Origin of the sequence: Shigella sonnei (assembly GCF_002950395.1) — a bacterium.
GTDB lineage: Bacteria > Pseudomonadota > Gammaproteobacteria > Enterobacterales > Enterobacteriaceae > ECMA0423.
The window spans coordinates 943,066-961,150 of the sequence record NZ_CP026802.1; the positions used below are offsets into that span (position 1 = coordinate 943,066).

Annotated in this window: 19 protein-coding genes, 5 pseudogenes and 1 other annotated feature; of the genes and pseudogenes, 11 read left to right on the forward strand and 13 right to left on the reverse strand. The window is 51.1% G+C overall.

Features of this window, described 5'->3' with window-relative positions; all coding sequences use genetic code 11:
- Positions 1–45 precede the first annotated feature (45 nt).
- Both C1P89_RS04975 and C1P89_RS26335 read left to right on the forward strand, forming a co-directional pair.
- Positions 46–129, forward strand: a pseudogene (locus tag C1P89_RS04975) (tail fiber assembly protein); the annotation flags it as partial.
- Entirely contained in the window at positions 102–239 is a 138-nt protein-coding gene (locus C1P89_RS26335) for a hypothetical protein (protein WP_001309429.1), read from the forward strand. The pseudogene C1P89_RS04975 and the gene C1P89_RS26335, both read left to right, overlap by 28 nt.
- On the opposite strand, the gene C1P89_RS04985 is transcribed toward C1P89_RS26335, so the two are convergent.
- A complete protein-coding gene (locus C1P89_RS04985) occupies positions 184–852 on the reverse strand; it encodes a class I SAM-dependent methyltransferase (protein WP_000241002.1) in 669 nt (222 codons plus the stop codon). The genes C1P89_RS26335 and C1P89_RS04985 overlap by 56 nt on opposite strands.
- 101 nt (positions 853–953) lie before the next feature.
- Between C1P89_RS04985 and C1P89_RS04990 the strand changes: the two genes are divergently transcribed.
- From C1P89_RS04990 to C1P89_RS26400, 3 genes and pseudogenes are all read left to right on the forward strand, one after another.
- Positions 954–1,178 carry a tail fiber assembly protein gene (locus tag C1P89_RS04990; protein WP_050562835.1) on the forward strand — a complete coding sequence of 75 codons (225 nt, stop codon included), beginning with the start codon at positions 954–956 and terminating at the stop codon, positions 1,176–1,178.
- A 74-nt stretch (positions 1,179–1,252) separates the two neighbouring features.
- Positions 1,253–1,950 (forward strand): IS1-like element IS1A family transposase gene (locus C1P89_RS04995; RefSeq protein WP_094096600.1). Its coding sequence is split into 2 segments (ribosomal slippage): positions 1,253–1,502 and positions 1,502–1,950, totalling 699 coding nucleotides; the frame shifts between segments, so codons are not numbered across the junction.
- A gap of 101 nt (positions 1,951–2,051) precedes the next feature.
- A pseudogene (locus C1P89_RS26400) lies at positions 2,052–2,330 on the forward strand (DUF4376 domain-containing protein); the annotation flags it as partial.
- Between the two features lie 36 nt (positions 2,331–2,366).
- On the opposite strand, the gene C1P89_RS05000 reads toward C1P89_RS26400, so the two are convergent.
- A complete protein-coding gene (locus C1P89_RS05000; protein WP_001348267.1) occupies positions 2,367–2,924 on the reverse strand; it encodes a Rha family transcriptional regulator in 558 nt (185 codons plus the stop codon).
- Complete coding sequence (locus C1P89_RS05005) at positions 2,921–3,196, reverse strand: ash family protein (RefSeq protein WP_001296031.1); 276 nt, start codon at positions 3,194–3,196, stop codon at positions 2,921–2,923. Before C1P89_RS05005 ends, C1P89_RS05000 begins: the two co-directional genes overlap by 4 nt.
- 185 nt (positions 3,197–3,381) lie before the next feature.
- Here C1P89_RS05005 and C1P89_RS05010 point away from each other — a divergent pair.
- Positions 3,382–3,522, forward strand: a pseudogene (locus C1P89_RS05010) (OmpW family outer membrane protein); the annotation flags it as partial.
- Here the strand turns inward: C1P89_RS05010 and C1P89_RS05015 are convergent.
- The 7 genes from C1P89_RS05015 to trpL form a co-directional block, all read right to left on the reverse strand.
- Positions 3,516–4,213 (reverse strand): IS1-like element IS1A family transposase gene (locus tag C1P89_RS05015; RefSeq protein WP_094096600.1). Its coding sequence is split into 2 segments (ribosomal slippage): positions 3,516–3,964 and positions 3,964–4,213, totalling 699 coding nucleotides; the frame shifts between segments, so codons are not numbered across the junction. The pseudogene C1P89_RS05010 and the gene C1P89_RS05015 overlap by 7 nt on opposite strands.
- A gap of 157 nt (positions 4,214–4,370) precedes the next feature.
- The gene (trpA, locus tag C1P89_RS05020) at positions 4,371–5,177 is read right to left on the reverse strand and encodes a tryptophan synthase subunit alpha (protein WP_000443058.1); all 807 of its coding nucleotides are present in this window, start codon (positions 5,175–5,177) and stop codon (positions 4,371–4,373) included.
- Entirely contained in the window at positions 5,177–6,370 is a 1,194-nt protein-coding gene (gene trpB / locus C1P89_RS05025) for a tryptophan synthase subunit beta (RefSeq protein WP_000209521.1), read from the reverse strand. Before trpB ends, trpA begins: the two co-directional genes overlap by 1 nt.
- Before the next feature lie 11 nt (positions 6,371–6,381).
- Positions 6,382–7,743, reverse strand: coding sequence for a bifunctional indole-3-glycerol-phosphate synthase TrpC/phosphoribosylanthranilate isomerase TrpF (trpCF, locus tag C1P89_RS05030; RefSeq protein WP_000983923.1), 1,362 nt, complete (start codon positions 7,741–7,743; stop codon positions 6,382–6,384).
- Positions 7,744–9,339, reverse strand: coding sequence for a bifunctional anthranilate synthase glutamate amidotransferase component TrpG/anthranilate phosphoribosyltransferase TrpD (gene trpD / locus C1P89_RS05035; protein WP_000763500.1), 1,596 nt, complete (start codon positions 9,337–9,339; stop codon positions 7,744–7,746).
- Positions 9,339–10,901 carry an anthranilate synthase component I gene (trpE, locus tag C1P89_RS05040; RefSeq protein WP_001194626.1) on the reverse strand — a complete coding sequence of 521 codons (1,563 nt, stop codon included), beginning with the start codon at positions 10,899–10,901 and terminating at the stop codon, positions 9,339–9,341. The genes trpD and trpE overlap by 1 nt, the downstream gene beginning before the upstream one ends.
- Positions 10,902–10,922: 21 nt before the next feature.
- Positions 10,923–11,016, reverse strand: a sequence feature (Trp leader region).
- The gene (trpL, locus tag C1P89_RS05045) at positions 10,993–11,037 is read right to left on the reverse strand and encodes a trp operon leader peptide (protein WP_001386774.1); all 45 of its coding nucleotides are present in this window, start codon (positions 11,035–11,037) and stop codon (positions 10,993–10,995) included. Its footprint overlaps the feature before it by 24 nt.
- A gap of 137 nt (positions 11,038–11,174) precedes the next feature.
- Here trpL and rnm point away from each other — a divergent pair, with 137 nt between their 5' ends.
- From rnm to rluB, 4 genes and pseudogenes are all read left to right on the forward strand, one after another.
- A complete protein-coding gene (gene rnm, locus C1P89_RS05050) occupies positions 11,175–12,056 on the forward strand; it encodes an RNase RNM (protein ID WP_001285698.1) in 882 nt (293 codons plus the stop codon).
- Positions 12,053–12,673 carry an L-threonylcarbamoyladenylate synthase gene (locus tag C1P89_RS05055; RefSeq protein ID WP_001295575.1) on the forward strand — a complete coding sequence of 207 codons (621 nt, stop codon included), beginning with the start codon at positions 12,053–12,055 and terminating at the stop codon, positions 12,671–12,673. The genes rnm and C1P89_RS05055 overlap by 4 nt, the downstream gene beginning before the upstream one ends.
- Before the next feature lie 27 nt (positions 12,674–12,700).
- A pseudogene (locus C1P89_RS05060) lies at positions 12,701–13,815 on the forward strand (DUF2207 domain-containing protein).
- 212 nt (positions 13,816–14,027) lie between these two features.
- Positions 14,028–14,900: a 23S rRNA pseudouridine(2605) synthase RluB gene (rluB, locus tag C1P89_RS05065; RefSeq protein WP_001291216.1), complete on the forward strand. Its 873-nt coding sequence runs from the start codon at positions 14,028–14,030 to the stop codon at positions 14,898–14,900.
- 39 nt (positions 14,901–14,939) lie between these two features.
- Here the strand turns inward: rluB and cobO are convergent.
- Together cobO and C1P89_RS05075 are read right to left on the reverse strand one after the other, a co-directional pair.
- Positions 14,940–15,531 (reverse strand): annotated as a pseudogene (gene cobO / locus C1P89_RS05070) (cob(I)yrinic acid a,c-diamide adenosyltransferase).
- Positions 15,528–16,286: a YciK family oxidoreductase gene (locus C1P89_RS05075; RefSeq protein ID WP_000559293.1), complete on the reverse strand. Its 759-nt coding sequence runs from the start codon at positions 16,284–16,286 to the stop codon at positions 15,528–15,530. Before C1P89_RS05075 ends, cobO begins: the two are co-directional and overlap by 4 nt.
- 219 nt (positions 16,287–16,505) lie before the next feature.
- Here C1P89_RS05075 and sohB point away from each other — a divergent pair, with 219 nt between their 5' ends.
- A complete protein-coding gene (gene sohB / locus C1P89_RS05080; protein ID WP_000422045.1) occupies positions 16,506–17,555 on the forward strand; it encodes a protease SohB in 1,050 nt (349 codons plus the stop codon).
- A 35-nt stretch (positions 17,556–17,590) separates the two neighbouring features.
- On the opposite strand, the gene C1P89_RS05085 is transcribed toward sohB, so the two are convergent.
- The gene (locus C1P89_RS05085; protein ID WP_001031528.1) at positions 17,591–17,842 is read right to left on the reverse strand and encodes a YciN family protein; all 252 of its coding nucleotides are present in this window, start codon (positions 17,840–17,842) and stop codon (positions 17,591–17,593) included.
- Positions 17,843–18,085: the final 243 nt, after the last annotated feature.

An 18,085-nucleotide genomic window follows, 5' to 3' on the forward strand; every position in this document is an offset into this window, starting at 1 on the left:
GGTCACTGTATGCGGCATCTTGTCGTGCTGGTGGTGGAAGCCTAGAAAAAGTATCGGGTGTTGCTGAACCGTGTTGATACATCAACTGCACCTGATATTGAGTGGCCTACGAACCCTGTCAGGGAGTAATCATTGGGATTATGCCGCAGCACGTCTTAAGCAAGAACGTGCTGCGGTTGGATGCTATTTTTTCCCTGAAGCGGAAAACATTACTACAGTACCTTGAACCCTGGTTTTAACATTCTCGAAATGCTCTGAGAGTATATGTGTTAAGCCTTCTTCGGAATCTTTTGTGTTTGAAAAGATGCCTTTCTGATTGTAAATGCGCATCAGTTTTTGACCGAAGCTATTGTGCACAACTCCATCGCCAAGAATTGTGGCTCCGTATAGAGTTCCATCGTCAGTTAAGGCCTGCGCCGCATTGCGTATTACACAGCTTTTTGTAGATATATTTCCAGGCAGGCAGTGAAGAAGGTAAAACATGGAAATGGAATCAAATTGACCATGTAACGCCGCGGGATAAGGTTCAAAAACATCATGGCTAATTTTATGTTTAATTTTTGATTCCCCAGCCCTTGTAGATGCCGCGTTCAGGCTAGCTTCGTTCAAATCCATTAAAGATATCAGACTACTCTCAGGTACGTGAGTAAGGTAAAACCCAGTTCCAACACCAATATCCAGATGGTTGTTACCTAAATGTTCCAGAAAGTGTGGAAGAAGGTGTTCCTTTGTAGGACATCCCCATGCAAGCCGATTTGATACTCCCAAAACCCACCAGTCATAAAGCTTTAGGGTAAGTGGTGTGTAAATTTTAGCCCCATCATCTGTGTTTGTTTTCATTGATTTCACCATGTTATAGTTTTATTTGTGAATTAAATCAATTATGGCGATGAATTACAAGGGGTTAAATGCTGCCGCAGCATAGCGATATTGAAATAGCCTAGTATGCTTCGATACAGCAGGAGCCGAATGGCTGGAAGACCGTCACCACACAGTTCTACATCCAGGAATTTAGTGAGTATATTGCGCCACTGCAGGATGCTGTAGATCTGGAAATCGCAACGGAGGAAGAAAGATCGTTGCTGGAGGCATGGAATAAATATCGGGTATTGTTGAATCGTGTTGATACATCAACTGCACCTGATATTGAGTGGCCTGCAAATCCTGTCAGGGAGTAATCATTGGGATTATGCCGCAGGTGATGCTGCCAACTTACTGATTTAGTGTATGATGGTGTTTTTGAGGTGCTCCAGTGGCTTCTGTTTCTATCAGCTGTCCCTCCTGTTCAGCTACTGACGGGGTGGTGCGTAACGGCAAAAGCACTGCCGGACATCAGCGCTATCTCTGCTCTCACTGCCGTAAAACATGGCAACTGCAGTTCACTTACACCGCTTCTCAACCCGGTACGCACCAGAAAATCATTGATATGGCCATGAATGGCGTTGGATGCCGGGCAACTGCACGCATTATGGGCGTTGGCCTCAACACGATTTTACGTCACTTAAAAAACTCAGGCCGCAGTCGGTAACCTCGCGCATACAGCCGGGCAGTGACGTCATCGTCTGCGCGGAAATGGACGAACAGTGGGGCTATGTCGGGGCTAAATCGCGCCAGCGCTGGCTGTTTTACGCGTATGACAGTCTCCGGAAGACGGTTGTTGCGCACGTATTCGGTGAACGCACTATGGCGACGCTGGGGCGTCTTATGAGCCTGCTGTCACCCTTTGACGTGGTGATATGGATGACGGATGGCTGGCCGCTGTATGAATCCCGCCTGAAGGGAAAGCTGCACGTAATCAGCAAGCGATATACGCAGCGAATTGAGCGGCATAACCTGAATCTGAGGCAGCACCTGGCACGGCTGGGACGGAAGTCGCTGTCGTTCTCAAAATCGGTGGAGCTGCATGACAAAGTCATCGGGCATTATCTGAACATAAAACACTATCAATAAGTTGGAGTCATTACCTATGCCGCAGACACGTCGTATGCAGGAACGTGCTGCGGTTAGTTTGTGAGCTTTCGATAGTGGTTGTTATTTTTGCCCTTATTTGTTCCGGAGGCCATGGTTCAATGGTCCGTCTGCCCCCTGTGGTGATGTCAGCAAAATCAGCCACTGCGCGAACCACAATAGCCCGGGAAGATGCTGAAGATCACCAGGTAAAGCTGTCAGCGCAGAAACTGGAAGAACTGCTCGCATCAATGGTTAAGGATGAGGTTGATCGCAATGATGGGATTTATTGACGTCAGCGAGAGCAGAAGGAAGAACTGAATAACCTGAATGATTTACGCTCAATCAGAGCGATGGCGATTAGCGGCAATCACGCTCGATAAAATTAACCTCGGTGATCATCCGGGGTTTTGCATTCATTAAAACCGCATCAACCTTTCCACCAATTGTTCTTTACGGGCAACGATCCACCCATGTTGCTCCAGATAAAATTTAAACCGTTCCAGAGTGCATACCATCGCATCGGCGGGGACTTTTTCTGTGAACTCGACCTGACCGTGTTTATCGAAGTGGATCAGTAATGCGCATCCATTATTTGGGGCGGGGGAGTTTTGTGCTGCAGGAGGACGTTTGTGGAGTTCTTCTTCCATTGCGTTAAATTTTTCAATGTAAGCTTCTTTTAGTCTGGCTGCTTTTTTGCCAGTAAATCCCATTACGAGGAACATGAAGCCGTCTTTTGTGATCAGGTAGCATCGTGATTCACGTTCTGCGCCGTTGCCAATTTCGACAGTCTGAACATCGGCCGAAAAGTTGGCTGATGTAAATTCGGGAGAGCAGTCGAGTGTGTCAATCTTAGCTAAAACGTGTTTATGTTGTTTATCGAAGTAGTCGGCAACAGCTTGAGAGGTGGTAACCAGGCGACCATCTTTGAAAAAGACTTTTGGTGACTCGTTAGAAAAAGTTATAGCTGTATTCATATGTGATGACTCCAATTAATTGGATGATCACCACCTCTGACGCCAATCAGGGAGGTGGTGAGACGTACAGGGTTGGCGTAACCGGTCATCACAAAACCCGGCGCGGATTTCTCCGCCCCTGCACGCCCCACCATAATGCGAATGTGGCAATGCTTAACGCAAAAAAAACCGCAAACGCGGCTATGCGTTGTGATGTTATCCGAGACGCCAATCCCGACAACCGATTTTGCGGTTGTGTGAGGAATATAGCCCCGGAGAACAAAAACTGTCAACGGGCAAAAAAATTTCCGTTATCAGGAATGTATAAAATTAAAGCGATCGAGCAAAAAATCCTTTCTGCAAAACTAAAAAAGATTTCAATAAAATCAGGCAGTTAAAAACACGGAAAAACGGTATAAAAAAGCGCCTCAAAATCCTGTTTTTTCTTTCAGATACAATGTCTTATTGCATTTTTTAAAACATGTCAGTGTGGTACATGGATATCGATACCATCGCCAATTATAAACTGGGCGGTGCACAGCAACATGATAGCGTACGCCTCGATCCGTGGGTGTTTATGTTCTCAGCAGGATATCGGGTAATGACTCCAACTTATTGATAGTGTTTTATGTTCAGATAATGCCCGATGACTTTGTCATGCAGCTCCACCGATTTTGAGAACGACAGCGACTTCCGTCCCAGCCGTGCCAGGTGCTGCCTCAGATTCAGGTTATGCCGCTCAATTCGCTGCGTATATCGCTTGCTGATTACGTGCAGCTTTCCCTTCAGGCGGGATTCATACAGCGGCCAGCCATCCGTCATCCATATCACCACGTCAAAGGGTGACAGCAGGCTCATAAGACGCCCCAGCGTCGCCATAGTGCGTTCACCGAATACGTGCGCAACAACCGTCTTCCGGAGACTGTCATACGCGTAAAACAGCCAGCGCTGGCGCGATTTAGCCCCGACATAGCCCCACTGTTCGTCCATTTCCGCGCAGACGATGACGTCACTGCCCGGCTGTATGCGCGAGGTTACCGACTGCGGCCTGAGTTTTTTAAGTGACGTAAAATCGTGTTGAGGCCAACGCCCATAATGCGTGCAGTTGCCCGGCATCCAACGCCATTCATGGCCATATCAATGATTTTCTGGTGCGTACCGGGTTGAGAAGCGGTGTAAGTGAACTGCAGTTGCCATGTTTTACGGCAGTGAGAGCAGAGATAGCGCTGATGTCCGGCAGTGCTTTTGCCGTTACGCACCACCCCGTCAGTAGCTGAACAGGAGGGACAGCTGATAGAAACAGAAGCCACTGGAGCACCTCAAAAACACCATCATACACTAAATCAGTAAGTTGGCAGCATCACCGGTAAGCGAAACGGTAAAAAGATAAATATTAAATGAATTTAGGATTTTTCCGGCTTCGTTAAAGAAAGTTAAAATGCCGCCAGCGGAACTGGCGGCTGGGGATTAACTGCGCGTCGCCACTTTCATCGGTTGTACAAAAACTTTCAGTGCCGCCAGCATTTTCTCTGGCTCATTAATATGTTGCTCGATGATTTTAACAATGGCTGAACCAGAAATCGCGCCCGCAGCTCCTGCATCAATCGCTGCTTTTACCTGATCCGGGGTGGAAATACCAAACCCCTGCAATGGAGGTGCAGCGTTGTACTCTTTCAGCTTCGCAACCAGATGATTGAGGGGTAACGCGGCGCGGTTTTCTGCGCCGGTCACGCCCGCTCGTGACAGCAAATAGGTGTAACCACGACCGTAAGAGGCTATCTGGCGCAGCAGGTCGTCATCGGCATTTGGCGGGCAGATGAAGATAGGTGCGACATTATGGCGCAACGCGGCCTGGCGGAAGGGCGCGGACTCTTCAATTGGCACATCGGCAACCAGCACCGAATCGACGCCGACTTTCTCGCACTGGGCATAAAACTCATCAATGCCTTTGTTAAACACCAGATTGGCATACATCAACAGGCCAATGGGAATGGTCGGGTGTTTCTGGCGAATCAGTGCCAGCATTTCAAAACATTGTGCCGGAGTCACACCTGCCGCAAAGGCGCGCAGAGTGGCGTTTTGAATCGTCGGGCCATCTGCCAGTGGGTCGGAGAAGGGGATGCCTAACTCCAGCGCGTCAGCACCGGCTTCAATTAGCGTATCGATAATTTTCAATGACTGCTCAATGCCCGGATCCCCGAGCGTGACGAAAGGAACGAATGCGCCTTCTTTGCGCTCCTTCAACTGGGCAAACAGAGATTCGTAGCGTTCCATCAGATTTCCCCTCGTGCTTTCAAAATATCGTGAACGGTGAAGATGTCTTTATCGCCGCGACCGGAAAGGTTAACCACCAGTAGCTGCTCTTTTTCCGGGTTTTCGCGCATCATTTTCAGCGCATGGGCCAGGGCGTGGGAGGATTCCAGCGCCGGGATGATCCCTTCGTGTAGGCACAGCGTCTTGAAGGCTTCAAGGGCTTCATCATCGGTAATAGACACGTAATCAGCGCGTCCAGTGCTGTTAAGATACGCGTGTTGTGGGCCGACAGACGGGAAATCCAATCCGGCGGAGATGGAGTAAGATTCTTCAATCTGCCCGTCTTCGGTTTGCATCATCGGCGCTTTCATACCGAAATAGATACCCACGCGACCATGTTTTAGCGGTGCGCCGTGCTCGCCAGTTTCGATACCGTGACCACCTGGCTCCACACCAATCAGGCCGACGTTGGTTTCATTGATGAAATCAGCAAACATGCCGATGGCATTCGAACCGCCGCCAACACAGGCGATAACGGCATCCGGCAGGCGACCTTCTCTTTCCAGAATCTGCGCTTTGGTTTCTTCGCCAATCATCCGCTGAAACTCACGCACAATGGTCGGATAAGGATGCGGGCCAGCTGCGGTGCCCAGCATATAGTGCGCGGTTTCGTAACTACCGGACCAGTCGCGCAGCGCCTCGTTACAGGCATCTTTCAGCGTCGCGGAACCGCTATGCACCGGGATCACTTCCGCACCCATTAAGCGCATACGAAAAACGTTAGGCGACTGGCGTTCAACGTCTTTGGCACCCATATAAATACGGCATTTCAGGCCGAGCAGGGCGCTGGCAAGGGCCGACGCCACGCCATGCTGACCGGCACCGGTTTCGGCGATGATTTCGGTTTTACCCATCCGCTTCGCCAGTAAAGCCTGACCGAGCACCTGGTTAGTTTTATGCGCGCCGCCGTGCAGCAAATCTTCGCGCTTCAGATACAGCGTGGTGTTCGTGCCAGCCGTAATGTTCTGGCATTTGGTCAGTGCGGTTGGACGCCCGGCATAGTTTTTCAGTAGGTCGTTGAACTGGGCCTGAAATTCAGGATCTTTTTGCGCGCTGACAAAAGCTTCTTCCAGCTGGCGCAGAGCAGGCATCAGGATTTGTGGCACGTACATGCCGCCAAACTCACCAAAATAGGGGTTAAGTAATGTTGTCATTGTTCCTTTCCTTAATATGCGCGCAGCGTCTGGAAAACCGAGGCCAAAAGACGTGCGTCTTTGATGCCCGGTTGCGACTCTACAGCAGAATTAAAATCAAGTCCGGCGCAGCCGGTTTGTGCCGCTTCCACGCAGTTATCTGCGCCTAAGCCCCCCGCCAGCAGAACGTTGCCAAGCGATTGACCATTTAATAGTGACCAGTCGAAACGTTGCCCGCTTCCACCCTGGCCGTTGTCTAAAACATATTTATCAACGTGCTGAAGCTCGCGGGCGGGCAGGGTTTCACCGACGCTTAATGCTTTCCAGATGGCAACGTGTGCTGGCAGAGCTTCACGCAGCGTATCGATATACAGCTGATCTTCATTACCATGCAGTTGCACTGCCGCCAGCGATAACACCTTAGCTTTGTCCACCACATCGGCAATATCGTGATTGCGGAACACGCCAACATACTGCAACGGTGCCGCAGCCATCACTTCCTGCGCCTGTTCAACGTTGACGCAACGCGGTGATGTCGCAACCAAAATCAACCCACCGTAAATCGCGCCCGCGTCATAAGCTGCTTTAGCATCTTGCCCACGCGTCAGACCACATACTTTATTCTCACCCAGCAACACCCGGCGCACGGCGGCGTGCAAATCGTCATGGGCCATCAACGCCGAACCAATCAGAAAACCGTTAGCGAAGTGGCTTAACTCGCGCACCTGAGCGTAAGTATTGATGCCGGATTCGCTGATTACCGTCACGTTGTGCCCCAGTTTCGGCGCAAGCTCGCGGGTACGGTTGAGATCAATCGACAAATCACGCAGATCGCGGTTGTTGATGCCAACGACCTTTGCCCCCAATGCAATGGCGCGCTCCAGTTCCTCTTCATTACTGACTTCGGTCAGCACCCCCATCTCCAGACTGTGAGCGACGGCTGCAAGCTGGCGATATTGGTCGTCATCCAGTACTGAAAGCATTAATAAGCAGGCATCGGCCTGGTAATAGCGCGCCAGATAGATCTGGTAAGGGTCGATAATGAAGTCTTTACATAAAATCGGCTGCGGGGCGATTTGGCTGACGATGGGGAGGAAATCAAAGCTCCCCTGAAAATATTTCTCATCAGTCAGCACCGAAATTGCCGAAGCGTAATGTTTATAAATGGAGGCAATGCGTGCCGGATCGAAATCATCACGGATCACGCCTTTTGACGGCGACGCTTTCTTGCACTCCAGAATAAACGCCGTGCGTGCACCCTGTAGCGCATCATAAAAATGTCGCGTGCTCGGCTGAACCTCATTCTGAAAACTGGCCAGCGGTTGCTGCTGTTTGCGGGTTTCTACCCAAATCGCCTTGTCTGCGACGATTTTCGCTAAAACGGTTTGCATCATTTACCCTCGTGCCGCCAGCGCGGTAACTCTGTCGTAAGCGGAACCACTGCGCAGTACCTCAAGAACGGTTTGCGCATTGGCTTGCAGATCTTCATGGCCATGCAGGCGCATTAACATGGCGACGTTCGCAGCGACGGCTGCTTCATGGGCGGCGTCGCCTTTACCTTGTAACAAGCGTGTTAAAATGTCACGGTTTTCTTCCGGTGTTCCGCCTGCCAGTTGCTCCTGGTGGTAGGGAGTCAGGCCAAAATCTTCAGCGGTCAATTGATAGCTCTTAATTTCGCCGTCATGCAGCTCGGCAACGATTGTCGGCGCGTGTAATGAAACTTCATCCATCCCGCCGCTGTGCACCACCGCCGCGCGTTGATACCCCAGCACGCGCAAGGTTTCGGCAATCGGCAGCACCAGTTCCGGACTATAAACACCAATTAACGCCAGCGGCGGATGCGCCGGGTTAATCAATGGCCCCAGCACATTGAACAGGGTGCGGGTTTTCAGTTGCTGGCGAACCGGCATCGCGTGGCGGAATCCGGTGTGATACTTCGGCGCAAAGAGGAAACAAACACCTAACTCATCCAGCGCCTGGCGCGATTTATCGGCGTTCATATCAAGATTAATACCGAACGCCGCCAGCAGATCGGACGAACCAGATTTACTGGAGACGCTACGGTTGCCGTGTTTCGCCACTTTCAGCCCACAGGCCGCGGCGACAAACGCACTGGCGGTAGAAATATTGATACTGTTGCTGCCGTCACCGCCAGTACCGACGATATCAGCAAACAGATAATCTGGGCGCGGGAACGGCGCTGCGTTTTCCAGTAGCGCGGTTGCTGCCCCGGCGATCTCGTTCGGGTGCTCACCGCGAATTTTCATGCTCACCAGCGCCGCCGCCAGTTGTTCCGGCTTCAGCTCGCCACGCACCACCGCTGAAAACAGCTGGTGGCTTTCTTGTTGGCTAAGCGTCTGCGCCTGATACAGTTTTTCCAGAATCGGTTGCAGCGTGTTGGCTGGCTCTAGTTTCTGCTGCGCCCAGGCCAGCGTTTGTTCCAGCAGGCGAGCGCCCTGGGTGGTGAGAATGGATTCCGGATGGAACTGGAATCCACAAACGCGATCCGCATCGTGACGTACTGCCATCACCATGCCATTAAAATGGGCGTTGATGGTTAAACCGGCCGGAATGTTACTGCCAACCAGCGAGTGATAACGCGCCACCGGCAGCGGGTTTGTTAATCCGGCAAACATCGCCTGACCGTCATGTTCAATGCTCGACGCTTTACCGTGAAGAATTTCGCCCGCCTGACCGACATAGCCCCCGTAAGCTTCGACAATTGCCTGATGTCCGAGGCAAATGCCAATAATGGGCAGCTTGCCACGCAAGCGGGTGAGGAGTTCCGGCATACAACCGGCTTCGCTCGGCACACCGGGGCCAGGAGAAAGCATCAGTATCGGATTGCTCATCGTCGCCAGGCGTTCAATTAAGGTCTGCGCCGGAATATGGTTGCGGTAAATCACCACATTATGCCCATTGCTGCGCAACTGATCTGCCAGGTTGTACGTAAAAGAGTCGATATTATCGAGCAGCAGAATGTCAGCCATCAGAAAGTCTCCTGTGCATGATGCGCGGTGGCAATAGCGCGCAGTACAGCGCGGGCTTTATTACGGGTTTCGTCGGCTTCCGACTGCGGAATAGAATCAAGGACTACGCCAGCACCGGCTTGCACGGTGGCGATACCGTTTTCCACCAGCGCCGAGCGGATCACAATGCAGGTGTCGAGATCGCCATGCGCGGTGAAATAACCTACCGCGCCGCCGTAGCTGCCGCGGCGACGACCTTCCGCCTCGGCAATTAACTGCATGGCGCGTACTTTCGGCGCACCGCTTAACGTCCCCATATTCATACAGGCGCGGTAAGCGTGCAGGGCGTCGAGATCGTGGCGCAGCTCACCGACCACGCGGGAGACCAGGTGCATCACGTAAGAGTAACGGTCAACTTTGGTAAGATCGGCGACGTAGCTGCTGCCGGGGGTGCAAATGCGTGCCAGATCATTACGGGCGAGATCCACCAGCATCAGATGTTCAGAAAGCTCTTTATGATCGGTACGCATTTCCAGTTCGATGCGGCTGTCGAGGTCTCTGTCCAGCGAGCCATCGGCACGACGACCGCGTGGACGTGTTCCGGCAATCGGGTAGATCTCAATCTGGCGGCTGGTGGCGTCATACTTGAGCGAACTTTCCGGCGACGCGCCAAACAGGGTGAAATCATTATCCTGCATAAAAAACATGTACGGGCTGGGATTACTCTTTTTCAGCACGTAATAGGCCGCCAGCGGTGACGGGCAGGGCAGAGAGAAACGGCGAGATGGCACCACCTGGAAAATTTCTCCAGCGCGAATCGCTTTTTGCAACAAACGCACTACGCCACCGAACTCTTCATCGCTCTGATTACATTCACAACGCATATGCGGCACGGAAACCACCGGCAGCGGCGGCGCGGCTTCGGTCAGCTGCTGGCGAAGATCGTTCAGGCGAGCAGTGAGACGTTGTTTTTCTTCTTCATTCGGAGCAAACAGGCTGGCCTGAATGCGGGTGTTTTTTTTCTGATGGTCAATCACCATCAGCGTTTCAGCGAGATAAAAACAGAAATCAGGGCAGTTATTTTCCGCTGACAGTTGCGGTAAATCTTCAAATCCCGCCACAAGGTCATAAGAGAACAGGCCGCCGAAGAACATTGCTTCTCGTTCTTCCTTCGGTACATTCAACAGATTCTGCAATAAACGGAAAGCGTCAAAAACCGAAAGGGAGCATAAGCGGGCGTCTTCATCCAGCAGTGGACTGACAGGGGGGAAGCGCAGCACACGGCAGTTTGGTGATTGTTCATTTTCCACACCCGCAGGCAGGGCGTTATCCAGTAGTGCCAGCAGGGCTTCGCCGTTGCCGGAAAGTGCCTGAATTGTGACAGTGTCACCTAATGCTGTAATGCGCAGCGCACTGTCTACCAGTAGCAGGCTTTTTAAATCATCTTTGCTGTCGATATCTGCGGATTCCAGCAGCAGCGTTGCCGGACGATTCCCACACAACTGGTGAAAAAGCGCAGTCGGGTTGTCGCGATAAGCGCCTTCGCAGGTTAGCAGTTCGAGAGTCGGTTTTTGTGTTTGCATTGTTATTCTCTAATTTTGTTCAAAAAAAAGCCCGCTCATTAGGCGGGCTGGGTATCTGATTGCTTTACGCATGGTGAATACACTGCCCGTTTCAGGAAGTGCGCCACCAAGCTTTCAGTACGAAAATTGCTTTCATTGTCGATACCCTTTTTACGTGAACTTGCGTACTAGTTAACTAGTTCGATGATTAATTGTCAACAGCTGATTTCAGAATATTTGCCAGAACTGTTATGATGTCGGCGCAAAAAACATTATCCAGAACGGGAGTGCGCCTTGAGCGACACGAATTACGCAGTGATTTACGACCTGCACAGCCATACCACAGCTTCCGATGGCTGCCTGACGCCAGAAGTATTGGTGCACCGTGCAGTCGAGATGCGCGTCGGTACCCTGGCGATCACCGACCATGACAACACAGCTGCAATCGTGCCAGCAAGAGAGGAAATTTCACGTTCGGGACTGGCGCTGAATCTTATTCCCGGCGTGGAAATTTCCACGGTCTGGGAAAATCATGAAATTCATATTGTCGGGCTGAATATTGATATTACTCATCCGCTAATGTGTGAGTTCCTCGCGCAGCAGACAGAACGGCGCAATCAGCGGGCGCAACTGATTGCCGAAAGACTTGAAAAAGCGCAAATACCAGGGGCACTGGAAGGCGCGCGACGACTGGCGCAGGGCGGTGCGGTGACGCGCGGTCATTTTGCGCGTTTCCTTGTGGGGTGCGGCAAAGCCAGTTCAATGGCGGATGTCTTTAAAAAATATCTGGCGCGCGGGAAAACCGGATACGTTCCGCCACAGTGGTGTACAATAGAACAAGCTATTGATGTCATTCATCATTCTGGCGGTAAGGCGGTGCTAGCTCATCCTGGGCGGTACAATCTTAGTGCTAAATGGCTGAAAAGATTGGTTGCGCATTTTGCCGAACACCACGGTGACGCGATGGAAGTCGCGCAGTGCCAGCAATCGCCCAATGAACGTACCCAGCTGGCGGCCCTTGCGCGTCAGCATCATTTATGGGCATCACAAGGATCTGATTTTCATCAGCCATGCCCGTGGATCGAACTAGGTCGTAAACTCTGGCTGCCCGCAGGCGTTGAAGGCGTCTGGCAGCTATGGGAACAGCCGCAGAACACCACAGAGAGGGAATTATGAGCCAGTTTTTTTATATTCATCCTGATAACCCACAGCAACGTCTGATCAACCAGGCGGTGGAGATCGTGCGTAAAGGCGGGGTGATTGTTTATCCAACTGATTCCGGCTATGCGCTCGGCTGTAAAATTGAAGATAAAAACGCGATGGAGCGTATTTGTCGTATTCGCCAGCTGCCGGACGGTCACAACTTTACCCTGATGTGTCGCGATCTTTCTGAACTCTCGACCTATTCATTTGTTGATAACGTTGCGTTTCGTTTAATGAAAAACAACACGCCGGGCAACTATACCTTCATCCTGAAGGGGACGAAGGAAGTGCCACGCCGTCTGTTGCAGGAAAAACGCAAAACCATCGGTATGCGTGTGCCTTCTAACCCGATTGCGCAGGCGTTGCTTGAAGCACTGGGCGAACCGATGCTTTCCACTTCGCTAATGCTGCCAGGCAGCGAATTTACCGAATCCGATCCCGAAGAAATTAAAGACCGTCTGGAAAAACAGGTAGATTTGATTATTCACGGCGGCTATCTCGGGCAGAAACCGACAACGGTTATTGATCTTACCGATGATACGCCGGTCGTGGTGCGTGAAGGCGTAGGTGATGTGAAGCCTTTCTTATAACAAATTGCGTTCCACGGATGGAAGACTATGGCAGGGAAGTTTCGCTGCATTTTGCTGTTGATAGCAGGGCTATTTGTATCATCTCTAAGTTATGCAGAAAACACGGAGATCCCTTCTTATGAAGAAGGGATTTCGCTCTTTGATGTTGAAGCCACTCTGCAACCGGATGGGGTGCTCGACATCAAAGAAAATATTCATTTTCAGGCGCGAAATCAGCAGATTAAACACGGATTTTATCGTGATTTACCACGACTCTGGATGCAGCCTGATGGGGACGCTGCACTGCTGAACTATCATATTGTTGGCGTCACCCGTGATGGTATTCCTGAACCCTGGCATCATGACTGGCATATCGGGTTAATGAGTATTGTCGTGGGCGATAAACAACGTTTCTTGCCTCAAGGCGACTATCATTATCAAATTCATTATCAGGTTAAAAATGCTTTCCTGCGTGAGGGAGATTCAGATCTGTTAATCTGGAACGTGACTGGTAACCACTGGCCGTTTGAAATCTATAAGACCCGATTTTCACTCAAGTTCCCTGATATCGCGGGTAATCCATTTAGCGAAATCGATCTCTTTACTGGAGAAGAGGGCGACACATATCGAAATGGCCGCATCCTTGAGGACGGAAGAATTGTTTACCACTGATTTGTTCAGGCGTGGCCTTCTATTCTCTCTACATCAATGTCGGAGATGTATTCTTTTACTGGTATATGCCAGCGGGTTATTTTAGCGCTGTTTTCCTGACCGGTTATCTCACTGGCATGGGGTATATTTTTCTGCCAAAGTTTACACAAACTGGGCAGCAACGTTATGCCCACGGTGAAGCTATCGTTAACTATCTTGCGCGTAAAGAGGCAGCAACACACAGTGGGCGTCGGCGGAAAGGGGAAACACGGAAACTGGATTACGCGTTGCTAGGTTGGGCAGTCTCAGCAAACCTTGGAAGAGAATGGGTAGCACGTATCACCCCATCACTCACAGCGGCTGTTAGCGCCCCGGAAATTGCCCGTAGTGGCGTTTTGTTTTCATTACAGATGCACCTGAGTCTGGGGGCCAAAACCAGTTTGTTGGGGCGAAGTTATTCCGGTGGTGGTGCTGGTGGCGGCGCGGGTGGCGGAGGCGGTGGTGGCTGGTAATTAAGCTGATGTTAATCGAAACAAGCTTTAACCATAAAGATAGTGTAGTATGTTGCGCCTCAAAGCCAGGCCAGTTAAAACGTCGAGTCGTTTACTTAAGGCCTGAAGAGTTCAAACAGACTTTACTATCAGTGAGTCAGATGTAAGTTCTGACTCACTGTTGCACAAAAGCATATCAGACGCCTGGGAAGGCGACACCAAAAGGAAGCTCTATGAGCGAAAAATTACAGAAAGTGCTGGCCCGCGCTGGCCACGGCTCCCGCCGTGAAATCGAATCTATTATTGAAGCCGGTCGTGTGAGTGTTGATGGCAAAATTGCTAAACTCGGCGATCGCGTTGAAGTTACCCCTGGGCTGAAAATTCGTATCGATGGTCATCTGATTTCGGTACGTGAGTCCGCTGAACAAATTTGTCGCGTTCTGGCCTATTACAAACCGGAAGGTGAGTTGTGTACCCGTAACGATCCGGAAGGGCGTCCGACGGTGTTTGACCGTCTGCCAAAGCTGCGTGGCGCACGCTGGATTGCCGTAGGTCGTCTGGACGTTAACACCTGTGGTCTGCTGCTGTTCACCACCGATGGTGAACTGGCAAACCGTTTAATGCATCCAAGCCGTGAAGTTGAACGTGAATACGCCGTGCGTGTATTTGGTCAGGTTGACGACGCGAAACTGCGTGATTTGAGTCGTGGCGTGCAACTGGAAGATGGTCCGGCAGCTTTTAAAACCATCAAGTTCAGCGGCGGCGAAGGGATCAACCAGTGGTACAACGTGACTCTGACCGAAGGCCGTAACCGTGAAGTTCGTCGTCTGTGGGAAGCGGTTGGTGTGCAGGTGAGCCGCCTGATCCGTGTTCGTTACGGTGATATCCCACTGCCAAAAGGTCTGCCACGCGGTGGCTGGACGGAGCTGGACCTCGCCCAGACTAACTATCTGCGCGAACTGGTGGAGCTTCCGCCAGAAACCAGCTCTAAAGTCGCTGTAGAAAAAGACCGTCGTCGCATGAAGGCTAATCAGATTCGTCGTGCGGTGAAACGTCACAGTCAGGTGAGCGGCGGTCGTCGTTCTGGCGGGCGTAATAACGGTTAATCAAAGTATGCCGGACGTCATATCCGGCATTTTTACAGATTAATAATCAATCCCTATTTGCGCCTTAACACCGGCATCAAACGCATGTTTGATGGGGCGCAGCTCACTTACCGTATCCGCCAGTTCAAGAATATCCCGATGACAGCCTCGACCCGTGATAATCACCGTCTGTTGATGTGGACGTTCATTTAACGCCTGCACCACTTCTTCCAGTGGCAAATAGTCATACGCCACCATATACGTCAGTTCATCAAGCAAAACCATATCCAGTGAGGAATCAGCAAGCATCCGCTTTGCATGTTGCCAGACTTCGCGGCAGGCGGCGGTATCAGACTCGCGGTTTTGTGTATCCCAGGTAAAGCCCGTTGCCATCACCTGAAACTCAACGCCATGTGGCTCCAGCAGATTGCGTTCGCCATTAGGCCAGGTGCCTTTAATAAACTGCACGACGCCCACTTTTTTTTCCGTGACCAACTGCGCGTGTTGCCGTACCAAATGCCGCGGTGGTTTTGCCTTTTCCATTGCCGGTAAAGACGATGATAATACCGCGTTCATCCTGGGCCTGGGCCACACGAGCATCTACTTTTTCTTTCACTCGCTGCTGACGCTGTTGGTAGCGTTCATCACTCATTGGGAAATTCCTGGTTTACGGCCCGGTTGGGCGTCAAAGGTCATGCCGGTTTTACGGCGGCTGTCATCGCCCATCAGCCAGAGGTAGAGCGGCATGATATCAGCGGGTGTTTTAAGTTTCTGTGGATCTTCGGTCGGGAAGGCGCTTGCGCGCATTGCGGTGCGCGTACCGCCTGGGTTAATGCAGTTGACGCGCAGGCGCTGCTGATATTCATCGGCCAGTACCTGCATCATCCCTTCGGTGGCAAATTTCGACGCTGCATATGCACCCCAGTTGGCTCGTCCCTGACGTCCAACGCTTGATGAAGTAAAGACCAGTGAACCGGCGTCCGATTTGAGTAATAAAGGAAGCAGTGCCTGGGTGAGCATAAAGGTGGCATTAACGTTGACCTGCATGACGTCCTGCCAGACCTGCGGATTTTGTTCGCTCATTGGGCAAACATCGCCGAGCAATCCGGCATTATGCAAAACACCATCCAGACGCGGATAATTAACGACAATGCGCTGTGCCAGTTGTTGGCAATTTTCGGACGTGCAGGTCAGCAAATCGAGAATAAACCACTGTGGCTGACGCCCAGTTTCTTCGTTTATGTGGCTGGCTACCTGACGTAATTTTTCTTCATTACGGCCCAACAGAATCACTGTCGCACCATAGCGTGCATACGTCATCGCGGCTTCACGACCAATCCCATCGCTGGCTCCCGTCACCAGGATAATGCGATCATTGAGTAAATCTTGTTTTGGCTGGTAATGCATGGCTACTCCTCAACGACGTTGTCTGTCGCGCTGCCAGTGTACTTTATGACTTTGGGGCTTTATGCCTGAAACAGAAGGGCATTTCAATCAGCCTGGGGCGATAACACCGCAAAATGGATACTTTGTCATACTTTCGCTGCAATAACATCTCTGCGAGACGGCTTAACATGCCTGTTGTAAACTGTGAGCCAAAGCGTTGTTTAACCAAGGTGGGGACTCGTGGAATTGTTGTCTGAATATGGTTTGTTTTTGGCGAAAATCGTTACCGTTGTGCTAGCGATTGCGGCGATTGCCGCCATTATTGTCAATGTTGCTCAACGTAATAAACGCCAGCGTGGCGAGTTACGGGTCAACAATCTCAGCGAACAGTATAAGGAGATGAAAGAAGAACTGGCCGCGGCGCTGATGGACTCACATCAGCAAAAACAGTGGCACAAAGCGCAGAAGAAAAAGCACAAGCAAGAAGCGAAAGCAGCAAAAGCGAAAGCCAAACTGGGCGAGGTGGCAACTGACAGTAAACCTCGCGTCTGGGTGCTGGATTTTAAAGGCAGCATGGACGCCCATGAAGTGAACTCGCTACGTGAAGAGATAACGGCGGTACTCGCAGCATTCAAACCGCAGGATCAGGTTGTGCTCCGTCTGGAAAGCCCTGGTGGCATGGTGCATGGTTACGGGTTGGCGGCTTCGCAGCTGCAGCGTCTGCGTGATAAAAACATTCCTTTAACTGTTACGGTAGACAAAGTCGCTGCCAGCGGCGGTTACATGATGGCCTGTGTGGCGGACAAAATTGTTTCCGCACCGTTTGCTATTGTGGGTTCCATTGGGGTGGTGGCGCAAATGCCCAACTTTAACCGCTTCCTGAAAAGCAAAGATATTGATATCGAACTGCACACCGCCGGGCAGTATAAGCGCACGCTGACCTTGCTGGGTGAAAATACCGAAGAAGGGCGGGAGAAATTCCGCGAAGAGCTGAACGAAACGCATCAGTTATTTAAAGATTTTGTGAAGCGTATGCGTCCGTCTCTGGATATTGAACAGGTGGCAACGGGTGAACACTGGTACGGACAACAGGCGGTAGAGAAAGGCCTGGTTGATGAAATCAACACCAGTGATGAAGTTATTCTTAGCCTGATGGAAGGCCGTGAAGTGGTTAATGTACGCTATATGCAGCGTAAACGACTCATTGACCGATTCACCGGCAGCGCGGCAGAGAGCGCCGATCGATTGTTGCTACGCTGGTGGCAGCGGGGTCAAAAGCCATTGATGTAAAAGACAAACGCGAGGCTAAGACCTCGCGTTTTGCTTTAATCAACCAGATGATATTTTTCTGAAAGCACATGGGCCAGGTGTTTGAACATATTAAACACCGCGGTGCTTTTGGCTGTTGGCAATCCTTGTTCATCTAAAAAGTAGTCGCCGATAAATACCAGCACGCCATTACGCTGCGTGACGCCGGTGGCTTCAATCCCTGCGAGCGTATCCTCATGCTCACGAATGATTTTGTTGGCCTCTTTCAACAGCGTTTCGCGGTCGATGGGTTGTGTCTCTTTGTTCATTATTTACTCCTTAAACAAGGACATTAGTCTACGCCAGGCATGGCTTGCAGACAAATATACCACGCTGGTGGCAAGAGCGCCTTACTGGCAACTTTGGATTTTGCATGCTAATAAAGTTGCGTATCGGATTTTATCAGGTACAGTGTGACGCTTTCGTCAATCTGGCAATAGATTTGCTTGACATTCGACCAAAATTCCGTCGTGCTATAGCGCCTGTAGGCCAAGACCTGTTAACTCAGTCAC